Source organism: Bradyrhizobium sp. BRP19, from assembly GCF_020194195.1.
GTDB classification, from domain to species: domain Bacteria; phylum Pseudomonadota; class Alphaproteobacteria; order Rhizobiales; family Xanthobacteraceae; genus Bradyrhizobium; species Bradyrhizobium yuanmingense.
This window is the reverse complement of the sequence record NZ_JADYVZ010000002.1, coordinates 46,297-63,012: the sequence shown is the minus strand read 5'-3', so window position 1 is coordinate 63,012 and position 16,716 is coordinate 46,297. Positions and strand designations below refer to the sequence as shown.

9 protein-coding genes are annotated in these 16,716 nt (G+C 63.8%); 7 read left to right on the top strand and 2 right to left on the bottom strand.

What is annotated here, in order from left to right; genetic code table 11:
* Window positions 1-215: 215 nt before the first annotated feature.
* On the top strand, window positions 216-3,305 hold the full coding sequence (locus I6F36_RS05985) for an AAA family ATPase (RefSeq protein ID WP_225171113.1): 3,090 nt from the start codon (window positions 216-218) through the stop codon (window positions 3,303-3,305).
* A gap of 27 nt (window positions 3,306-3,332) precedes the next feature.
* Here I6F36_RS05985 and I6F36_RS05980 read toward each other — a convergent pair whose 3' ends face one another.
* Both I6F36_RS05980 and I6F36_RS05975 read right to left on the bottom strand, forming a co-directional pair.
* A complete protein-coding gene (locus I6F36_RS05980) occupies window positions 3,333-7,154 on the bottom strand; it encodes a Dyp-type peroxidase domain-containing protein (protein WP_225171112.1) in 3,822 nt (1,273 codons plus the stop codon).
* Window positions 7,155-7,666: 512 nt separating this feature from the next.
* A complete protein-coding gene (locus I6F36_RS05975) occupies window positions 7,667-8,806 on the bottom strand; it encodes an acyl-CoA dehydrogenase family protein (protein WP_035999273.1) in 1,140 nt (379 codons plus the stop codon).
* Between the two features lie 81 nt (window positions 8,807-8,887).
* Here I6F36_RS05975 and I6F36_RS05970 point away from each other — a divergent pair, with 81 nt between their 5' ends.
* The 6 genes from I6F36_RS05970 to I6F36_RS05945 all read left to right on the top strand — a co-directional run bounded on the left by I6F36_RS05970 (window position 8,888) and on the right by I6F36_RS05945 (window position 16,702).
* Window positions 8,888-9,757: a FadR/GntR family transcriptional regulator gene (locus tag I6F36_RS05970; RefSeq protein ID WP_051056824.1), complete on the top strand. Its 870-nt coding sequence runs from the start codon at window positions 8,888-8,890 to the stop codon at window positions 9,755-9,757.
* A gap of 56 nt (window positions 9,758-9,813) precedes the next feature.
* Window positions 9,814-10,623 carry an enoyl-CoA hydratase-related protein gene (locus I6F36_RS05965; RefSeq protein ID WP_225125386.1) on the top strand — a complete coding sequence of 270 codons (810 nt, stop codon included), beginning with the start codon at window positions 9,814-9,816 and terminating at the stop codon, window positions 10,621-10,623.
* A gap of 9 nt (window positions 10,624-10,632) precedes the next feature.
* The gene (locus tag I6F36_RS05960; RefSeq protein ID WP_225125385.1) at window positions 10,633-12,855 is read left to right on the top strand and encodes an acyl-CoA dehydrogenase; all 2,223 of its coding nucleotides are present in this window, start codon (window positions 10,633-10,635) and stop codon (window positions 12,853-12,855) included.
* Between the two features lie 24 nt (window positions 12,856-12,879).
* Complete coding sequence (locus tag I6F36_RS05955; RefSeq protein ID WP_225125384.1) at window positions 12,880-14,064, top strand: CaiB/BaiF CoA-transferase family protein; 1,185 nt, start codon at window positions 12,880-12,882, stop codon at window positions 14,062-14,064.
* A 66-nt stretch (window positions 14,065-14,130) separates the two neighbouring features.
* The gene (locus tag I6F36_RS05950; RefSeq protein ID WP_225125383.1) at window positions 14,131-15,099 is read left to right on the top strand and encodes a tripartite tricarboxylate transporter substrate binding protein; all 969 of its coding nucleotides are present in this window, start codon (window positions 14,131-14,133) and stop codon (window positions 15,097-15,099) included.
* Between the two features lie 571 nt (window positions 15,100-15,670).
* Window positions 15,671-16,702, top strand: coding sequence for a TRAP transporter substrate-binding protein (locus I6F36_RS05945; protein WP_225171111.1), 1,032 nt, complete (start codon window positions 15,671-15,673; stop codon window positions 16,700-16,702).
* Window positions 16,703-16,716: the final 14 nt, after the last annotated feature.

The window sequence follows — 16,716 nt, the reverse complement described above, 5'->3', positions numbered from 1 at the left end:
CGCCGCGCCGTCGGCAAACGGAAGACATGAGGTTTTTGAATAGGTTAGGCCAATGCGGTCGTCCTGATCGTCATATTCGGCGGATGCAATCCCCGCGAGCTTCCACTTGCGGGTTGGGCGAGTTACTATGGCCTTTTGCGATACTTGCTGCATCCGGTCTGGCACCCGCTGGAGACCGTACTTGCGGTTCGTCAACGAGTTGGCTGCGATTGACGATGATTACGCAGACCCGCGACCCCAGAGGCGAACGTCATCGATTGACGGTGCTGTTCTCCGACCTTGTCGGATCAACCGCCCTGGGCCGGGATGTCGAGTCCGAGCACCTTTCCGAACTCCTCAGCCAGTTGCGGCAGATCTGGCATCGCGCGGTGGCGAAGCACGGTGGTCGCATCATCCGAACGCAGGGAGACGGTGCGCTCGCCATTTTCGGCTATCCCCAATCCGGCGAAGATGACGGTCGTCGTGCTGCGGAAGCAGCACTCGATATTCACGAATGGGTCGGAGAGCTGCGCCACGATGGCGTATCGCCGGCGCTGATGCCGCTTCGAATGCATTCGGGTATCCATGCCGGCACCGTGCTCCTGACCCAAGGCGACATCGAGTCCGGCCGGTATGACCTGATCGGCGATGTCGTGAACACGGCAGCGCACCTGTCGCGCCACGCCGGTCCGGATCAGATCCTGGCCAGCCTCGATGCCCTTGGGCCGCATGCCAACTTCTTCGAGCTCGCCGCCCACCTCCCAGCGGCTTCGGGAATGCCGCAGGCGAGGCTGGTGTTGGGTCGAAGCACGGCGACCCGACGCTTCGAAGCAACCTCGCGCCGCGGCCTGACACCCTTCATCGGCCGCAACGAGATATTCGGCTTCCTGACACGCTTTCTGAGCGAAGCACCTGCGCAGGCGCAACGCTGCGCGGTGGTCGTCGGCGGGCCCGGACTCGGCAAGACGCGCCTTCTGGAAGAGGTGCTGGGGAACGTCGGCACCGAGCGCATCAGGCTGCTGCGAGGCAGTTGCGAGAGTTACGTCGGTGCCGAGGTTCTGCAACCATTCCTGCAAATGCTGCGCGCTGCGCTGGGAATTCGAGCGGACGCCTCCCTCGTCGAGGCAAAGGAGACGGCGCGCGCGGCTCTGGAGCCATGGGCGGCCCAGCTCGGTCCGAATGCAGAATCGATCCTGGCACTGGCGTCGGCCGGCGCCGATGCGCGTGGCGGCCGCATCACCGTCGATGGCGTCGTCGGCGATCTGCTCGGGTTCTTCACCGGACTGTCGGCACATGGCCCGCTGGTGCTGGTGATCGACGACTGGCAATGGTCTGATGACGCGAGCCGCCAATTGCTGCAGGCTTTGCTGGAATTGCCCAACGGACCTCGCGTCATCCTCGCCAGCCGGCCGCGCGAGGACGGCACCGAATGGATTTCCGGCGCGCCGCACCTGTTTCTCGAACCGTTTCAGGGGCCGGAAACCGACTTTGCCGTACGACGCTGGGTCCCGCAGGCCGATCCCTTCCTCGTAGCCCGCATCCATGCCTATGCGGGCGGGGTGCCGTTGTTCATCGAAGAGCTCTGCCATTCCATCGCCGCCAACGATCCTGCCTCGTTCGAAGCGCGCAGCAAACAGGGCTGGATCGCAACCCTGGTCGCTTCGCGCCTGGCACGCCTGCCGCCCGATGAGGCGAAGGTGGTGCGCGCCGCGGCCGTCATCGGCAACACCGTGCCGCACGGGCTGCTGGTTTCGGCCTGCGGCAGCGAACCCGACCCGGCCAACGTGCGGGCATTGGCGGATGCCGACTTTCTCTTTGCCGATCCAGCGGGCGGCGTCCTTCGCTTCAAGCACGGCATCACGCGCGATGCGGTCTACGACACCATTGGCCTGCACGAGCGTCAGGCATTGCACAAGCGGATCGAAGACACCCTGCTGGCGCGGTCCGAGCAGGCTGATCGCGAGGATGCGATGGAAGCTCTGGCCTACCATTCGCAAGGCGCAGGTCATTGGGAAAGCGCAGCCCATTATGCTGAACGTGCCGGCGACAAGGCCATGGCTGCATTTGCGCTCGATCGTGCCAGTGCGCAGTACCAGGTCGCGATGCAGGCGCTGGATCGCGTGCCCGATCGCTCGCGCGAACAATCGCTGCGCTGGTGCTTGCTGGCCAACAAGCTGGGTATGGCCAACATCTTCGACCCGCTGTCGCTGACCGACGATACCTCCGTGTTCGAACGCGCGGTCGCGATCGCGTCCTCCCTCGGCGAGACCGCCGCGATGGCCAGCGCCTACGAATGGCTCGGCTGGATGTGCTACGGGTTCGGCCGCTTCCGCGAGGCCGTGACGCACACGCGGACGGCACTGGAATTGGCACGCAAGCTCGAAGATCGTCGCCTGATCGCCCAGATCGAAGCGACGCTCGGGCAGATTCTGGCTGCAAGCTGTCAGTACGACGAAGCCATCGCCTTGATCGACGCCGCCATTTCGACCAAGCAGCAACGCAGCCGGCGTCATGGTGCGATATCCTTCGGGGCGGCTTATGCGCTGGCATGCAAGGGCGGCATCCTCGCGGATCGCGGCGATTTCGAGGGCGCCCACGCCTGTTTCGGTGAAGGCATGGCTCTGGTCGGAGGCTCGACCCACCCGGTCGTCAACTCCGTGCGCAACTGGATTGCCGTCGCGCTGATCTGGCAGGGCCGCTGGCAGGAGGCGGAGCAGCTTGCCGTGGAAGGGGCGCGCATCGCCGAGAACACGCGCAGCCTGCTGCTTCTGGCGGATTGCCGGGCAGCCTCGGGATTTGCCCGCTGGTCGGCGACCGGCGACGCCGATGGCTTGCTGCAGTTGCGGAACGCCGCCGAATGGATGGAGCGGCGCAATTTTCAATTCTACACGTCGGTTCAATATAGCTGGCTCGTCGAGGCGGCGACCGCCGAAGGCGATGTCGAGACGGCGCGGCGGTATGCCGCCCATGTCCTGCGCCGCGCACGCGAAGGCGAGCGACTGGGCGAGGCGGCGGCATGCCGCTCGCTGGCGAAGCTCGCAGCCCTGCGCCAGGATCTCGGCCTTAGCGAGCGCTGGTTGCGACGGGCTGAAACTTCCGCAGGCTGGCGTGGTTCGCTGCGCGATGCGGCCCTGAACCTGGCCCTGCGCGGCGAGCTTCTCGCAGGGCAGGGCCGGGGCGAGGCGGCCCGCCAGACCATGATGGAAGCCGCCGAGAAGCTGCGCGCGCTCGGCATGCACTGGCATGCGGAGGAGACGATCAGGCTCGTCATTGGCATACCCGTCGGCTACGCCAACGATCAGCTCGCTCGGCATTGTGCCGTCTAACCCCTGCGCACCTTTCCTTACACGGCTCTAGGGTGGAGGTGGGCTCGGTGCGGGAACTCTTCCGTCCATCGTCAGGCTCATTGGAATGGGGCCGGTCCGCAAGGGCAGCTCCGTCTCCACCAGTGCGCTGAAGAAACCCAGCATCACCGCCAGTGCCGGGTCTGCTCCGGGACATGAATGCGTGGGATGCCCCGGGACCCTGCGGTTGCCGCCGAAGGCGTGGTAGATGTCCTGGCGACCTTCGGCGAGACTTTGCTGGGTGGCGGAGACTGCGCCGGCGACGATGACGTCGCCAGGCCTCACCTCGACCCCTCCGATGCTTTGCGAAACGACGGCTGTCCGCCAGATCAATTCGGGCACCGCGCGAAGTTGCATCGCGGGGATGAAGTCGTCTCTTAGCCGGTTGAGGGTGTCCATGTAGTTCTTTGCCTTCGTGCCGGCGTAGCGAGCGCGCAACGCCCATAGCGTTCCTTCGCGCAGCCATTCGTTGAGTATCCGCCGCAGGTTGCCGTCGACGGTCGGAATGAATCCCATCATGGCGCCTGCGACCGTGCGCGCCACGAACGGAATGTCGCCGGTGCCCCGCGGCGAGTTGTAAACCGCCTTCGTCACCGGACCGTTTGTCGGCCCGAACTGCGTCAGGAAACCTTCCATCGCACGGCGCGCAGCGTCGCCATGTGCTGCGCCGATCGCCTCCACTGTCGCGTTCGGATGAGGCTGGAAGATATAGCGCGAAGGGGAGAGGAAATGGCCGGGATAACCGGGCGGCTCGCCCGGCGTCCAATCCCAACGATAGCCGACGCGGCGGAAGTGCCCCCCGTCTTCGCTCAACCCGAACCACGCTTCGCAGAAGGCGGCGAGCAGCGGATCCACCAATTCGTGCACGTCGACGGTCAATTCCCAGCTCGCTTCGCCGTCGCCTGCGGCAAAGTCGATCGTCTGCTTGACCATCAAGCCCAGAAACTTCTGCGTGACCGCGCGCGCCAGCTCGAATGCGGCGGGCTGGTCGAGCGCCATGATCGCGGCGTTGCACGCCTCGGATTCCTGCTCGTAGACCTGGTCGGGCTGCCCGGCGTCGCGGCCAAGATAGAGGATGCCGAACGACCGCAGCATGCGGGGAAGATAGCCGGTGATGGTCAGCTTGGTGTCGGAATCGGCGAACACCCGGGAGACCATGTCGCGGTCGGCCACCAGGACCCCGAAGGGCGTGCGGAGCGCGCCGCCGTGGCGCTCGCGGATCGCAGCCCAGATCGAGGCGTTGACGAAATGCGAGGCTGAATCCGGATCTTCGAGCGCGGTCTTCCACGCGGCCATCGCCGCGGCTTCGCCGTGCCGGCGCTCGATCAGGCGCAGACGCGCGATCTCCTTTTCTCCCCGATCCGCGCACCATGTCACGGCCGGTTTATACCCCCGGCTCGCCGCCCATTGCTTTAGATCGGCAAGCGCCTTCTTCGATGGCGCAAAGAAATATGCTCCCCATTCCAGACGAACGAACGGACGAGGTTCGTCGTGGAGCCGGTCCGAGCCGTCGAGCGCGACGCGAATGGTTTGGCCTTCATGCTCGAAACGGAAATGCCGGAGCCGGCCAGGCTCGGCGAGGCCGAGGAAAGGATCGCTTACCCCCGAGGACGAACCCGCGCTGTTGCCGCCAGAGAGCCAGCTCTGCACCACCTCGAACTGCTCGCCGAGGCTGGCATTGTAGGCCATGAAAACCAGGCCCCGCTCTGCTTGCTGGCCGGATTTGGCGGCTTGCGGCTCGACGGGCGGCCCGTAGGACATGCCGCGCCTGACGATACGTGGGGGCCGCGCGCCGGCATCCGCCTTGGTGATCGACACGCGCGGATTGGCGCGCCGTATGTGCGCGTGAAACGGACACGATTGGGCCTGCGGGTCGGCGTCGTAGTTGAAGTCGTTGTGGCCTTTGTCAGGGGGCGGAGTAGGGGTCAGGGGTTGCCCGGCCTGGGGATGGCCGGTCGGCCAGCGTCCCATCATCTTAGCCATCAGCGTCTCGCGCGTCAGGGCAGGTGCGTCCGGTCCGGCCGTCTCGGCTGCCTGTCGCGTCGCGCGGGCGAGCACATCCTCGAGCTGCTCGACGTCCTGTCGCAGCTTGCGCAGCGCCATGAAGCTGCCGTCGCGGAGCATCGCGTGAGCACGATTGGTCGCGTTGTCGAACGGCGCCGTCTCGTCGGCGATGTTCGGATAGCCGCACAGAATTTCGCCGAGATGCACCCGATTGGAATAGTACGTGCCGGCCTCGCACTCACGCAGCACCGGGTTCGAACTGCCGTCGGCGAACCCGAAATGGTCCTGCATGTCGCGGGATCTCTTGTCGCGCTGCCGCTGCATCCATTGGATCGAAAGGGGCCTGATACCCGCATCGACCCCGACCAGGCGGTTCATTTCGGCCATCAACGCATGTCTCGCATCCGCCGTCGTCTGCGCGTCCTTGGACAGCAACAGGCGGAGCTGGAGGACGGCATGGACCGAGCTCATGCTGATGCGCGGCGCCGGGTCGCCTTCGGGCAGGTCCGGCGCGTCGGTCCCGAGCGCCCAATTGCTGGCGGGAAGGCGCCATCGCTGCGGATGATTCCAGCGCACGTCGCCGAGCAGGCCGGCGCGTCTTTCCATGCCCTGCACGAACTCTTCCGGCAGAGTGCGCACCTCTTCGTCCGACAGGCCGGCCTGACGCAGTCCCTCGACCGTGAATGCGATGTTAGTGACGATCTGCCCCGGCGTCAGAACGTCGGCTTCGGAAGTCACCTCGAGGACGTCGAGAAACGCGGCCAGTGCGGCCGGATTGGCGAATTGCAGCAGCAGCAGGCAGCCGTAGTCGGAATCGGGGTAGGCGGTGATGATCCCGCCTTGCACGTTACCGCGATCCTGCAACGGCAGTTCGGCCGGCGGGGCGAGGGGCAGGTTGCGCCGTACCGGCGCCACATCGGGCGGGGTCATCAACCAGCGCAGGGCCTCATCATAGCGCCGGCGAGCGCGCTTGACGCCTTCCGCGTAGGTGGGGTCGTTGATCATGGTGACGAATTCGGGCAGCAGCTCGTGGCCGGCCCGATGCAGAAGCACCCCGTCATGCGTCCCCGGCGGATAGAAGTCGGCCAGACGGTAGAGGCCCGCCAGTGCGCGGATGCCGTGGCGAAACGGAGGCCGGGCGGCGGCTTCGATGCTGAGCGGTTTGCTGAAGCCGGCATTGGTCGGATCGACGCCGACCTGGCCGTCGACCTCGAATATCGAGTGTCGCGCGATGTCTTCCGGCGAGGGAATCCTGATCCGCGTGACGATCTTGTCGGCGCCGGCGCCAGAGGCGCGCCGATAGACCCGCTCCTCCATCCGCAGGAAGCGCGTGTCATCCACGGTCAGGTCGGGGGTGGCATAGAGGAAATAGGCTTCGGTCTGCTTGCTCTTGAGCCAGATACCCCAGTTTTCGTACGTGTTCTCGTATCCGAGCACATAACCATCGGTATTGCAGAAGATGAGGTCGAGCAGCCGGGCGGCCTTCTGCCAGATGACGCGGACATAGGCTTCCCAGGAGCCGTCGAACGTGGCGGTCAGCAGCACATAGTCCACGCCGTCCACGGATTCGTCCTCGGGTTCGAGCACGGCGATGCCCACCGAGTGGATCCGCCCGACGCGGTCAACGGAATCGGTCAGCACGCGGGCGAGCTCGTATTCATACGCGTTGGCGCGTCCGCCATTCAGCGCCCGTAGCACGTATTTGACGCGGGTCTTGTACGTGGTCGCATCCAGGGACGGCACGAACCCCTTCTTGATCGGAGCCATCACCCTGAAATCGGACGTGCCGGCCATGCTGCCGGTCTTGATGGTCAAATCACGACGCATGTTTTTGGCTCCCCCGGGTCGCACGCAGACTTGAGGCCATTTCGCGCCTGAGCCCGGCAACCGAAACGTGTTTCGCAATGCAACGCTATTTGCGAATAGTGCGGCTCGCGGCCGCTCGATTGTATGAACTGGCCCACACTTTCCGAACTTTCCGTTGCGGTCAGCGGTCGGAAAGTTCGCCGGAGCAGCGCAATCCACCAGGACTGAGCGACCTCGGGTTTGAGCTCGGTAAGGGGCGATATCGGCTTCGGCCATCTCGACGGGCCGAGCTGGGCCTCGGGACGTAGCTCGCACGGTATTGAGATTCCATACGAGGGTGCTCACCGATTTGTGGTCGAATCGCGCGCATCATTGCCGTGAATTAACACCACACCGCATTCACGTCTGACGGTGAGCATCGCCGCGGCTCATTCCGCGAGGTTGCGCAACAACTGGCTCGCGCACCACCCTCGACGCGGCGGAGGCGAAGTCGAGAAAGGTGCGGCCCGGTTCAGGACCAGGGCCGCGTTTGTCTAACTGAGCAGCTCACGCGCGATGACGACCCGCTGGATTTGGTTCGTGCCCTCGAAGATCTGGGTTAGCTTCGCGTCGCGCATCATGCGCTCGACGGGGTAATCCATGGTGTAGCCATAGCCCCCGAATATCTGCACCGCATCCGTTGTGACCTTCATGGCCATATCGCTGCCCACACACTTGGCCATGCTGGCAAGAACATTAAGGCGCTTCCAGTCACCCGCGTCCCCGGCGCGCGCGCACTCGTAGACCAGTGCACGTGCGGCCTCGATTTGCATCGCCATGTCCGCGAGCATGAACTGGACGCCTTGGAACTCCGAGATCGATTTCTTGAACTGCTTGCGCTCTTTCGCGTAGGCGACGCAGGCGTCGAGCGCGCCCTGAGCCAATCCGACGGACTGTGCCCCAATGGTCGGCCGATTGAGATCGAGGGCGCGCATCGAGGCTCGAAAGCCCTTGCCTTCTTCCCCAACCAGATTTTCCCTCGGCACGCGCACATTGTCGAAGAAGATCGGGGTATTCGGCGCGCCCCGGAAACCCATTTTGCGCTCGTGACGTCCAAAGGAAATTCCGGCCATCTTCTTCGGCTCGACAATGAAGGCGCTTATGCCATCGGAGCCTGGACCGTCGCTGGTCCGTGCCATCACCACCATATAGTCGGCGACCACCCCGTAACTGCACCACTGCTTGCGGCCATCGAGAACGTAGGAATCGCCATCCTTCCGCGCGCGTGTCGCAATAGCGGTGACGTCTGAACCGGCCTGCGGCTCGGAGATGGCGATTGCGGTGACGACGCCGCCCTTGGCGATGATCGGCAGGTATCTTTTTCGTTGTTCCTCTGAGCCAAAGTGGAGGAGCGGCATAATGAACATGGTGTTCAGACAGGCGATCGACGCGCAGGCAGGTGATATCCTCGAGATCTCCTCGCGCGCGATGCAAGCCATGGTGAGATTGCCGTTCGGGCCGCCATATTGCTCCGGCACCCAAAGCTGCATCAGCCCCATTTCGCCGAACAGCTTCACGAGCTCGGTCGGAAAGCGGTCGGTCTCGTCAATCTCGGCGGCGATCGGCGCCACATGCTTCTCGGCTATCTTGCGGACGGTGTCGCGGAAGGCGATCTGCTCCTCGGAAAAGCTCATGGACCCTCGTAGTGGACTTTCTTGAGTGAAACCCAGAAAGGGGCTTCCATTGAATGGGTGATCCATTTAATAATTCACCACATGAACACCAAGTCAAGCCCCCGCGCCGGTGCGCAGTCACGCAATGTTTCGCCCGGTAGGCGCGAGCGCCCGGCCGATCAGCGGGCGACGGCAAGTCCCGCGCCGGCCCCCAGGTTCCGGCCGATCCATACGAGGCGGGCGTTCGAGGAAATCTGCGAGCGCATCCGCGAGCAGCTGGCGCTCGGGCAGCTGAAGCCCGGCGACAAGCTGCCTCCGGAGCGCGATCTCGCGCAGCAGCTCGGTGTGAGCCGCAATGTCCTGAGGGAGGCGTTGCGCAGCCTCGAGATGGCTGGCGTGCTTCGATTGCTGAAGGGCGTCAAAGGCGGTGCCTTCATCCAGGAGGGCGACACCAGACGCATGAACGACGTCATGCGGGACATGCTGAGCCTTGGAACGATTTCGGTCCGGGAGCTGTCGGAGGCGCGTGTCCACGTGCTCGACCTCGTCGTCGGTCTTGCGTGCGACCATGCACGCCAGTCCGATCTCGATGCGCTGGAGGCCAACATCCGGCGAACCGAGCTTGCGACGAAGGAGGGGAGGCTGCTCGACCGGGTCGAGTGCTCGCGCGAATTCTACAAGCTGCTGGCGGCCTCGACCGGAAACAAGGTCATCGCGATGATCATGGATTCGGTGACCGAAATTCACATGCGCTTCGTCTACGCCAAGGTGGCCTCGAGCGGCGTCGCGATGAGCCGGTTGGCCGACCGGCGGCGTCAATTGCTCTCCGCCATAGCCGAACGGAACACCTCATCGGCGCGCCGCTTGATGCGCGCGCATCTCGAAGCTGTCCAGCGAATGCTGGAGCAGGATCCGGGCGCGATGTCGCTGCATGTCGCGCTGGCCGAGGTCCAGCCGGGCATGCGGCGTTAGCCGCGCTTGGACGCCGAAGGCCTGCGCTCGAACACGATAACAACGGGAGGAATAAAGTGTCGAACTACGCAAAGTATGAATGCCTCAAGGTCGACGTGTCGGAGAAGGTGGCGACGGTGACCCTGAACCGGCCGCAGTCGCGCAACGCGATCAATCAGAAGCTGATCCGCGAGCTGCGGACGATCTGGGACGACCTCGCCGATGACCACGCCGTCAGCGTCGTCGTGCTGACCGGCGCCGGCGATTTCTTCAGCGTCGGCGGCGACGTCAAGGCCATGTCTGAGCGTCCCGGCGGGGACGTCCTGGAGGAGGGTGAGGTCCATGATCCCATGATCAGCCGCCGCGGCGTGACGCGGCAGCTCGAGCTCGACAAACCCATCATCGCGGCGATCAATGGCGATGCCATCGGGCTCGCTGCGACCCATGCGCTGCTGTGCGATATCACCGTCATGTCCGACGATGCGCGCATTGGCGACACGCACGTCTCGCGCGTTGGGCTGGTTGCCGGGGACGGCGGCACCGTTATCTGGCCGTTGCTGGTCGGCATCAACAAGGCCAAGGAGTTTTTGATCCGCGGCACGCTGCTGAAGGGGCGGGAAGCGGAGCGGATCGGCCTCGTCAATCATGTCGTTCCTCGTGCTGACGTGCTGGGCAAGGCGCGGGAAATCGCCGTTGAACTGGCAAACGGCCCAACTTGGGCGATCCGCTGGACCAAGCTGTCGATCAACCAGATCGTGAAGGATCGCGTGAACATGTTGCTCGAGGCGTCAATGGCGCTCGAACAGGTCACGTTCGAGACAGCGGATCACAAGGAGGCAACCATGTCCTTCAAGGAGAAGCGCAAACCGAGGTTCGGTCAGGTGTAGGCTCTCGCAATGGCGGCCTCCGGCATCGAAAGCGACGACGTTGCGGGCATGCTTCGCGAATCCCTGCGCGGGCTTCTCGAAGCGCATTGGCGAGCCGACTGCCTGAAGGATGGTGCATCGCCCGACGCGATCACCGAGATGTGGAACAAGCTGGCCGGGCAAGGTCTCACGGCTCTGGGCGCAGATCCGGAGGAGGGCGGCCTTCGTGAGATCCTGACGGTGATGGAAGAACTTGGCCGCGCGGCGTGTCCCGCTCCGATGTGGTCTGCCGTGCTGGCAAATCTCGTGCTGTCAGGTGCATCCCCCGATGCAGGGGAATTGCGAACAGCACTTCAGGGGGGCACGGCGCGTGTTGTTTTTTCGTTCGGTGCATTCGACTCCGATCCTGGTATTGGGTCGATCGCGCTTCTTGGCGAGAAGGCAACAGGATCGCTTCGGTTCGTTGAGGCCGCGGGGAGCGCTACCCACCTGCTCGCGCCGGTGGACGAGAAACAGCTTGCGCTCGTCGACCTTCGGGCTCACGGCGTTAATCGTACCCCCACGCGCGCGATGGGTGCATGGGGCAATTGGGAGCTGGCGCTCGATGCGGCGCCGGCAAGACTTGTTCCTGCTGCCAAGATCAGCCTGAGCGATTTGCGATCGATCGCGCGACTGGCGCTGCTGGCGCGCGCCCATGGTGCCGCGCGTCGTGCGTTCGAGCTGGCGGTAGCCTACGCCGGGGAGCGGCAGCAATTCGGCCAACCGATCGGGCGATTTCAAGCGATCCAGCACAAGCTCGCCAGCTGCTTCGTCGATCTCGAGGGCGTGCGTCTCGTTCTGCGCCACGCGGCGAAGCTGCGGGACGAGGGTGATCGCGACTGGCAATACTTCTCCGATTGCGCCATGGCGTTCGGGGGTCCGTCTTTGCGACGCGTTTCTCTTGAGACGCAGCACACATTCGGCGCGATCGGCTACGCCGAAGAACACGAAGCGCCGCTGCACTTCAAGCGCGTGCATTTGGACACCATAGCGCTTGGTGGCTCGGCCCATGCCAGACGCCGCCTCGCCGCCCACCTGTTCGACAATGGCGGTGCAGCGATGCCGCAATATGATCTCGGCTCCGCCGGGAACGAACTGCGCGAACATGTCAGGCGGTGGCTTGCACAGAACTGGGCGGGCGGCCGAAAGGCCGCTTTTGACGCCAAGCCGTTCGCAAAGCGTGAATTCGACGCTGAATTTGCTGCCGATATGGGGAGCACCGGCTGGATCGGCCTCGGCTGGCCGCAGGAGTTCGGTGGCCAGGCGCGTTCGCCGCTTGAGCAGATCGCCTTCATGGAGACCATGGAGCAGTACGAAGCTCCGCGCCTCGGCGCCTCGATCCAGGCCAACGCCTTGATGATGTTCGGTACGCCCGAGCAGCAGAAGAAGTATCTGCCGGAAATTCTGCGCGGCGCGGCCATGCATGGGATGGGGTACAGCGAGCCGCAGGCAGGCTCCGACCTTGCGGCGCTGCGAACCAGCGCGGTCCGCGACGGCGACCATTGGGTCATCAACGGTCAGAAGATCTGGACCACGACCTGGTGGGGAAAATACATGTTCCTGGCGGCGCGAACCGACAAGAACGCCAAGCCCCATGCAGGCATCAGCATGTTCATCGTGCCGATGAACACACCCGGAATCACGATCCGGCCGGCCACCACCATGTACGATGGAACGTTCGCCAACATCTTCTACGACGATGTTCGCGTGCCCGTGGAGAACCTCGTCGGCGGTGAAAACGAGGGCTGGAAAGTCCTGACTGGAGCGCTCGCTTTCGAGCGGGGACTGGTCGGCGGCGGCATCGTGCTGAAAGTTGCGCATACCTTTGAACAACTGCGCCAGCATGTGATCGCCCGGCAGGAGTTGAGTGGAGATCCGATTGTCCGGGACCGCATGGCGGCGTTCGCCTGCGAAATCGAGATAGGCCGCCAACTGATGATGCATTGCGCGGACCTTGCCACAGGCGGCGTCACGCCGCCGGAATATGGCGCGATCAGCAAGGTCTTTTCCAGCGAGCTGATGGAACGCTTTGGCGAAGCCGCGCTCGACATCCTTGGCATGCGGGCCACGCTGTCCGAACAGATGCCGGGGGCCGTCGAGAACGGCCGGTTCGAGCAAAACCTGCGTCATTCGCTGATGTGGGTGATCAGCATCGGCACGAACGAAATTCAGCGCAGCCTGATTGCGCAGCGTGCGCTTGGCTTACCTCGATAGGAACCGATGATGCAGGGCCAATCATTGAAATCACCACTCGAGGGCGTCCGCGTGCTGGATTTCTCCATCATGCTCGCCGGACCCTATTGCGCGCGGCTGCTGGCGGATGTCGGCGCCGAAGTGATCAAGATCGAGCCGCCGGAAGGCGAGGAGATGCGTCTGCGCGCGCCCCTTCGCCACGGCCAAAGCGCCTATTTCGGTCAGCTCAATGCCGGCAAGAAGAGCATCGCGCTGGACCTCAAATCATCCGAGGCGATCGAGCTCGTGCATCGCATGGTCGAAAGCACGGATATTCTGGTCGAGAATTTCCGGCCCGGCGTCATGGAGCGCCTGGGTCTCGGATATGAGGCGCTTCGCAAGATCAATCCCCGTTTGATCTATTGCTCGATATCCGGCTACGGCCAGGCCGGTCCGCAGTCGGAACGCCCGGCCTATGCAATGATCGTTCATGCCGAGAGCGGTTTCGACCGCGCGCTGATGCGATATGCCGGCGATCGCGACCGGCCGGCGGCTGGAGCCGTGTTCGTCGCCGATATTCTCGGCGGCGTTTTCGGCTTCTCGGCGATTCAAACGGCGATGGTACAACGGGAGCGTACGGGAGCAGGGCAGCACGTCGATGTCGTTCTGATGGACTGTATGCTGAACCTCTTGGTGTACGAGCTGCAGGAAGCGCAGTTCTCGGCGCCGGTGGCGCGCCCGACCTACGGCCCTGTGCGCGCCAAAGACGGCGACGTCCTGATCGCGCCGGTGTCGGCACGCAATTTTTCCGCGCTTCGCGACCTCACGGGCCTGCCGGAGCTCTCGTCCGAACCTCGTTTCTCCTCGGTGTCGGCGCGCGGCGCGAACTGGACCGCTCTGATGCAGGTCGTCGAGCGGTGGACGATGCATCACACGGTGGATGAGTCCCTGGCAGCGCTCGATCGCGCCGGTATTCCGAGCGCCCGCTTTCGCGATCCCGCGGAAACGCTGGATGACCCGCACTTGTCTGCTCGCGGCGTATTCGCGCCGATCGCCGACGTCGCAGGCGAGTTCAGGGGCGTCAACGCGCCGTGGCGGATGTCGGGCGCGCGGACTGGGATCGGCCACGACATCCCCGCGGTCGGCGAGCATCGGGATGAGATCCTCGCGCGCGTGCTCGGCCTATCCAACAGCGACATCGGACAGGCGGCTGCCGCCGGCGCATTTGGCAAGGGTGAGACACCCCTATGATTTAAAGCTGCAAGCCGCGAATTGTTCTACCGCAAGATAATCAAAAAACAGCTTGGGAGGATCGACGTGAAGGTACTGCGTGTTCTGACTTTCATATTCGGAGCGGCGATCCTCGTTGCGCCCGCCGCAGCGGACAATTATCCATCGCGTCCGATCCGGCTCATCGTGCCATATCCCGCCGGCGGCTCGACCGACATCATGGCTCGTGCACTGCAGGAGCCGATGACGAAAATCCTCGGCCAGCCGATTGTCATCGACAATCGCGGCGGTGCGGCCGGCACGACCGGTTCCAACGAAGCGGCCCGATCGGATGCCGACGGTTACACGCTTCTGTTTGCCAACAATGGGCCGATTTCGATCGCACCGTTGCTGCAGAAGGGCATCGATTTCGATCCGCTGAAGAGCTTTGCACCGGTGTCCCTGGTCTCCACGGCGCCTCTGGTTCTGGTGTCAAGCGACAAGGTGCCCGTGAACGACGTTGCCGGGCTGCTTGCCTACGCCAAGGCGCAGAGCAAGCCGATGCTGTATGCCTCCGCTGGACCAGGCTCGCTCGGGCATCTGAGCACGGAACGCTTCCTCAATCAGGCAGGTCTGCAGATGGTCCACGTCCCATACCGGGGCCAGGCGCCGACGACGCTCGCCATCTTTGCCGGCGAGGTCGACATTCTGCTCACCACCACGTCCGATACGCTGAACGAGCACATCCGCTCCGGCAAGGTGAAGCTGCTCGGGGTTTCCTCGCCCGGTCCTTCTCCGGTTGCTCCCGGTGCGGCATCCATCGGCAGTGCCTTGAAGGGCTATTCGGTCGAAACGTGGTTCGGCATTCTCGCGCCTGCCGGCACTCCGCCAGACGTCTTGGCCAAGCTCAACGCTGCGCTTGGCACGGTGCTGGCGATGCCGCAAATACGGGATCGGTTTCTCTCCTATGGCGTGGAGGCCAAGGCCAGCACGCCTGCCGAACTGCACGCCCTGATCGCCGCAGAAATCCCGTCCTGGCGCAAGGTGATCGAGGAACGCAACGTCAAGACCGAATAGCGGACGTTCGGGGAGAGGGGACTGGCCGAGGCGGAAGAGGCCTCGAATAGGGCGATCACCAGCCGGTGGATCGCGGCGTCTGGGCTTCCGCCGACCGCCGGAGCTTGGAGGTAGGCTCGCGCCGCCGCCGCATCGTCACGTTGCCAGAGGAGGAAGCCGCCGATCACTTGGGGTACCAGTCGGCAGAACCAGATCAACGTAGCATCGTCGAAATCGCCGCAGGACATTGGCCTGGTGCCCGGCACATCCAAAATTCGCATAAGGTATATTATGGAATATATTTATGTACAATGAGATCAATCATTTGGGCGGAATTGCTGACATCCGACCTTCGCCAAAGCCCGTATCTCCGTCTGCGCGTCGGCCGTCGTCTTAGCTCTTGACGTCTACTGTGCATGGGGTTGTTTTTCAGGTTTTGAAACGGGTCGAGGTCTGCGAAAGCCGATATTGCCGTGACCTTGTCCGGCTGCAATAAGCGAGGCATCCGCGAGATCGCAGATGACCCTAAGGCCGACCGCCCGTATAGGTTTGCATCTCAGAACAACAACAAACCTTCCGAGGAAGCAGACCCATGGTCCTTTCCACGCGCTATTCCCGACGCACGCTTCTCAAGGCTTCCGCCGCGACCGCGGTCCTGGGCGGCCTCGGTGCGCCCCATGTGGCCCGCGCCCAGAGCGCCGAGTTCACCTACAAGTACGCCAATAACCTGCCCGACACCCATCCGCTCAACGTCCGTGCCAAGGAGATGGCGGCGGCGATCAAGACCGAGACAGGCGGCAAGTTCGACCTGCAAATCTTCCCGAACAATCAGCTCGGCTCCGACACCGACATGCTGAGCCAGATCCGCTCCGGCGGCGTCGAGTTCTTCACGCTGTCCGGCCTGATCCTGTCGACCCTGGTGCCGGCGGCGTCCATCAACGGCATCGGCTTCGCGTTCCCGGACTACGACACGGTCTGGAAGGCCATGGACGGCGATCTCGGCGCCCATGTCCGCGGCGAGATCAAGAAGGCCGGCCTCGAGGTCATGGACAAGATCTGGGACAACGGCTTCCGCCAGACCACGTCGTCGACCAGGCCGATCGCCGGGCCTGACGATCTCAAGGGCTTCAAGATCCGCGTGCCGGTGTCGCCGCTGTGGACCTCGATGTTCAAGGCGTTCGATGCCGCGCCCGCCTCGATCAATTTCAGCGAGGTTTATTCCGCACTCCAGACCAAGATCGTCGAGGGCCAGGAGAACCCGCTGGCCATCATCTCGACCGGCAAGCTCTACGAGGTGCAGAAGTACTGCTCGCTGACCAACCACATGTGGGACGGCTTCTGGTTCCTGGCCAACCGCAGAGCCTGGGAAAAGCTGCCGCAGGACGTGCGCACCATCGTCGCCAGGAACATCAATGCCGCCGCCGTTAGGGAGCGTGAGGATACCGCCAAGCTGAACGCCAACCTGCAGCAGGAGCTCGCGGGCAAGGGCCTGGCCTTCAACCAGCCGGCCATCGCGCCGTTCCGCGACAAGCTGCGCTCCGCCGGCTTCTACGCCGAATGGAAGGGCAAATATGGCGATCAGGCCTGGGAGCTTCTGGAGAAGGCCGTCGGCAAGCTGTCGTAGCGCGTTGGGGCCGT

What these genes read in the sequence shown, in the direction of transcription:
- I6F36_RS05960 (WP_225125385.1), top strand. Translation starts at nt 10,633, where the DNA reads ATGGCGGCCTCCGGCATCGAAAGCGACGACGTTGCGGGCATGCTTCGC.
- I6F36_RS05945 (WP_225171111.1), top strand. Translation starts at nt 15,671, where the DNA reads ATGGTCCTTTCCACGCGCTATTCCCGACGCACGCTTCTCAAGGCTTCC.
- I6F36_RS05980 (WP_225171112.1), bottom strand. Translation starts at nt 7,154, where the DNA reads ATGCGTCGTGATTTGACCATCAAGACCGGCAGCATGGCCGGCACGTCC.
- I6F36_RS05985 (WP_225171113.1), top strand. Translation starts at nt 216, where the DNA reads ATGATTACGCAGACCCGCGACCCCAGAGGCGAACGTCATCGATTGACG.
- I6F36_RS05970 (WP_051056824.1), top strand. Translation starts at nt 8,888, where the DNA reads ATGAACACCAAGTCAAGCCCCCGCGCCGGTGCGCAGTCACGCAATGTT.
- I6F36_RS05975 (WP_035999273.1), bottom strand. Translation starts at nt 8,806, where the DNA reads ATGAGCTTTTCCGAGGAGCAGATCGCCTTCCGCGACACCGTCCGCAAG.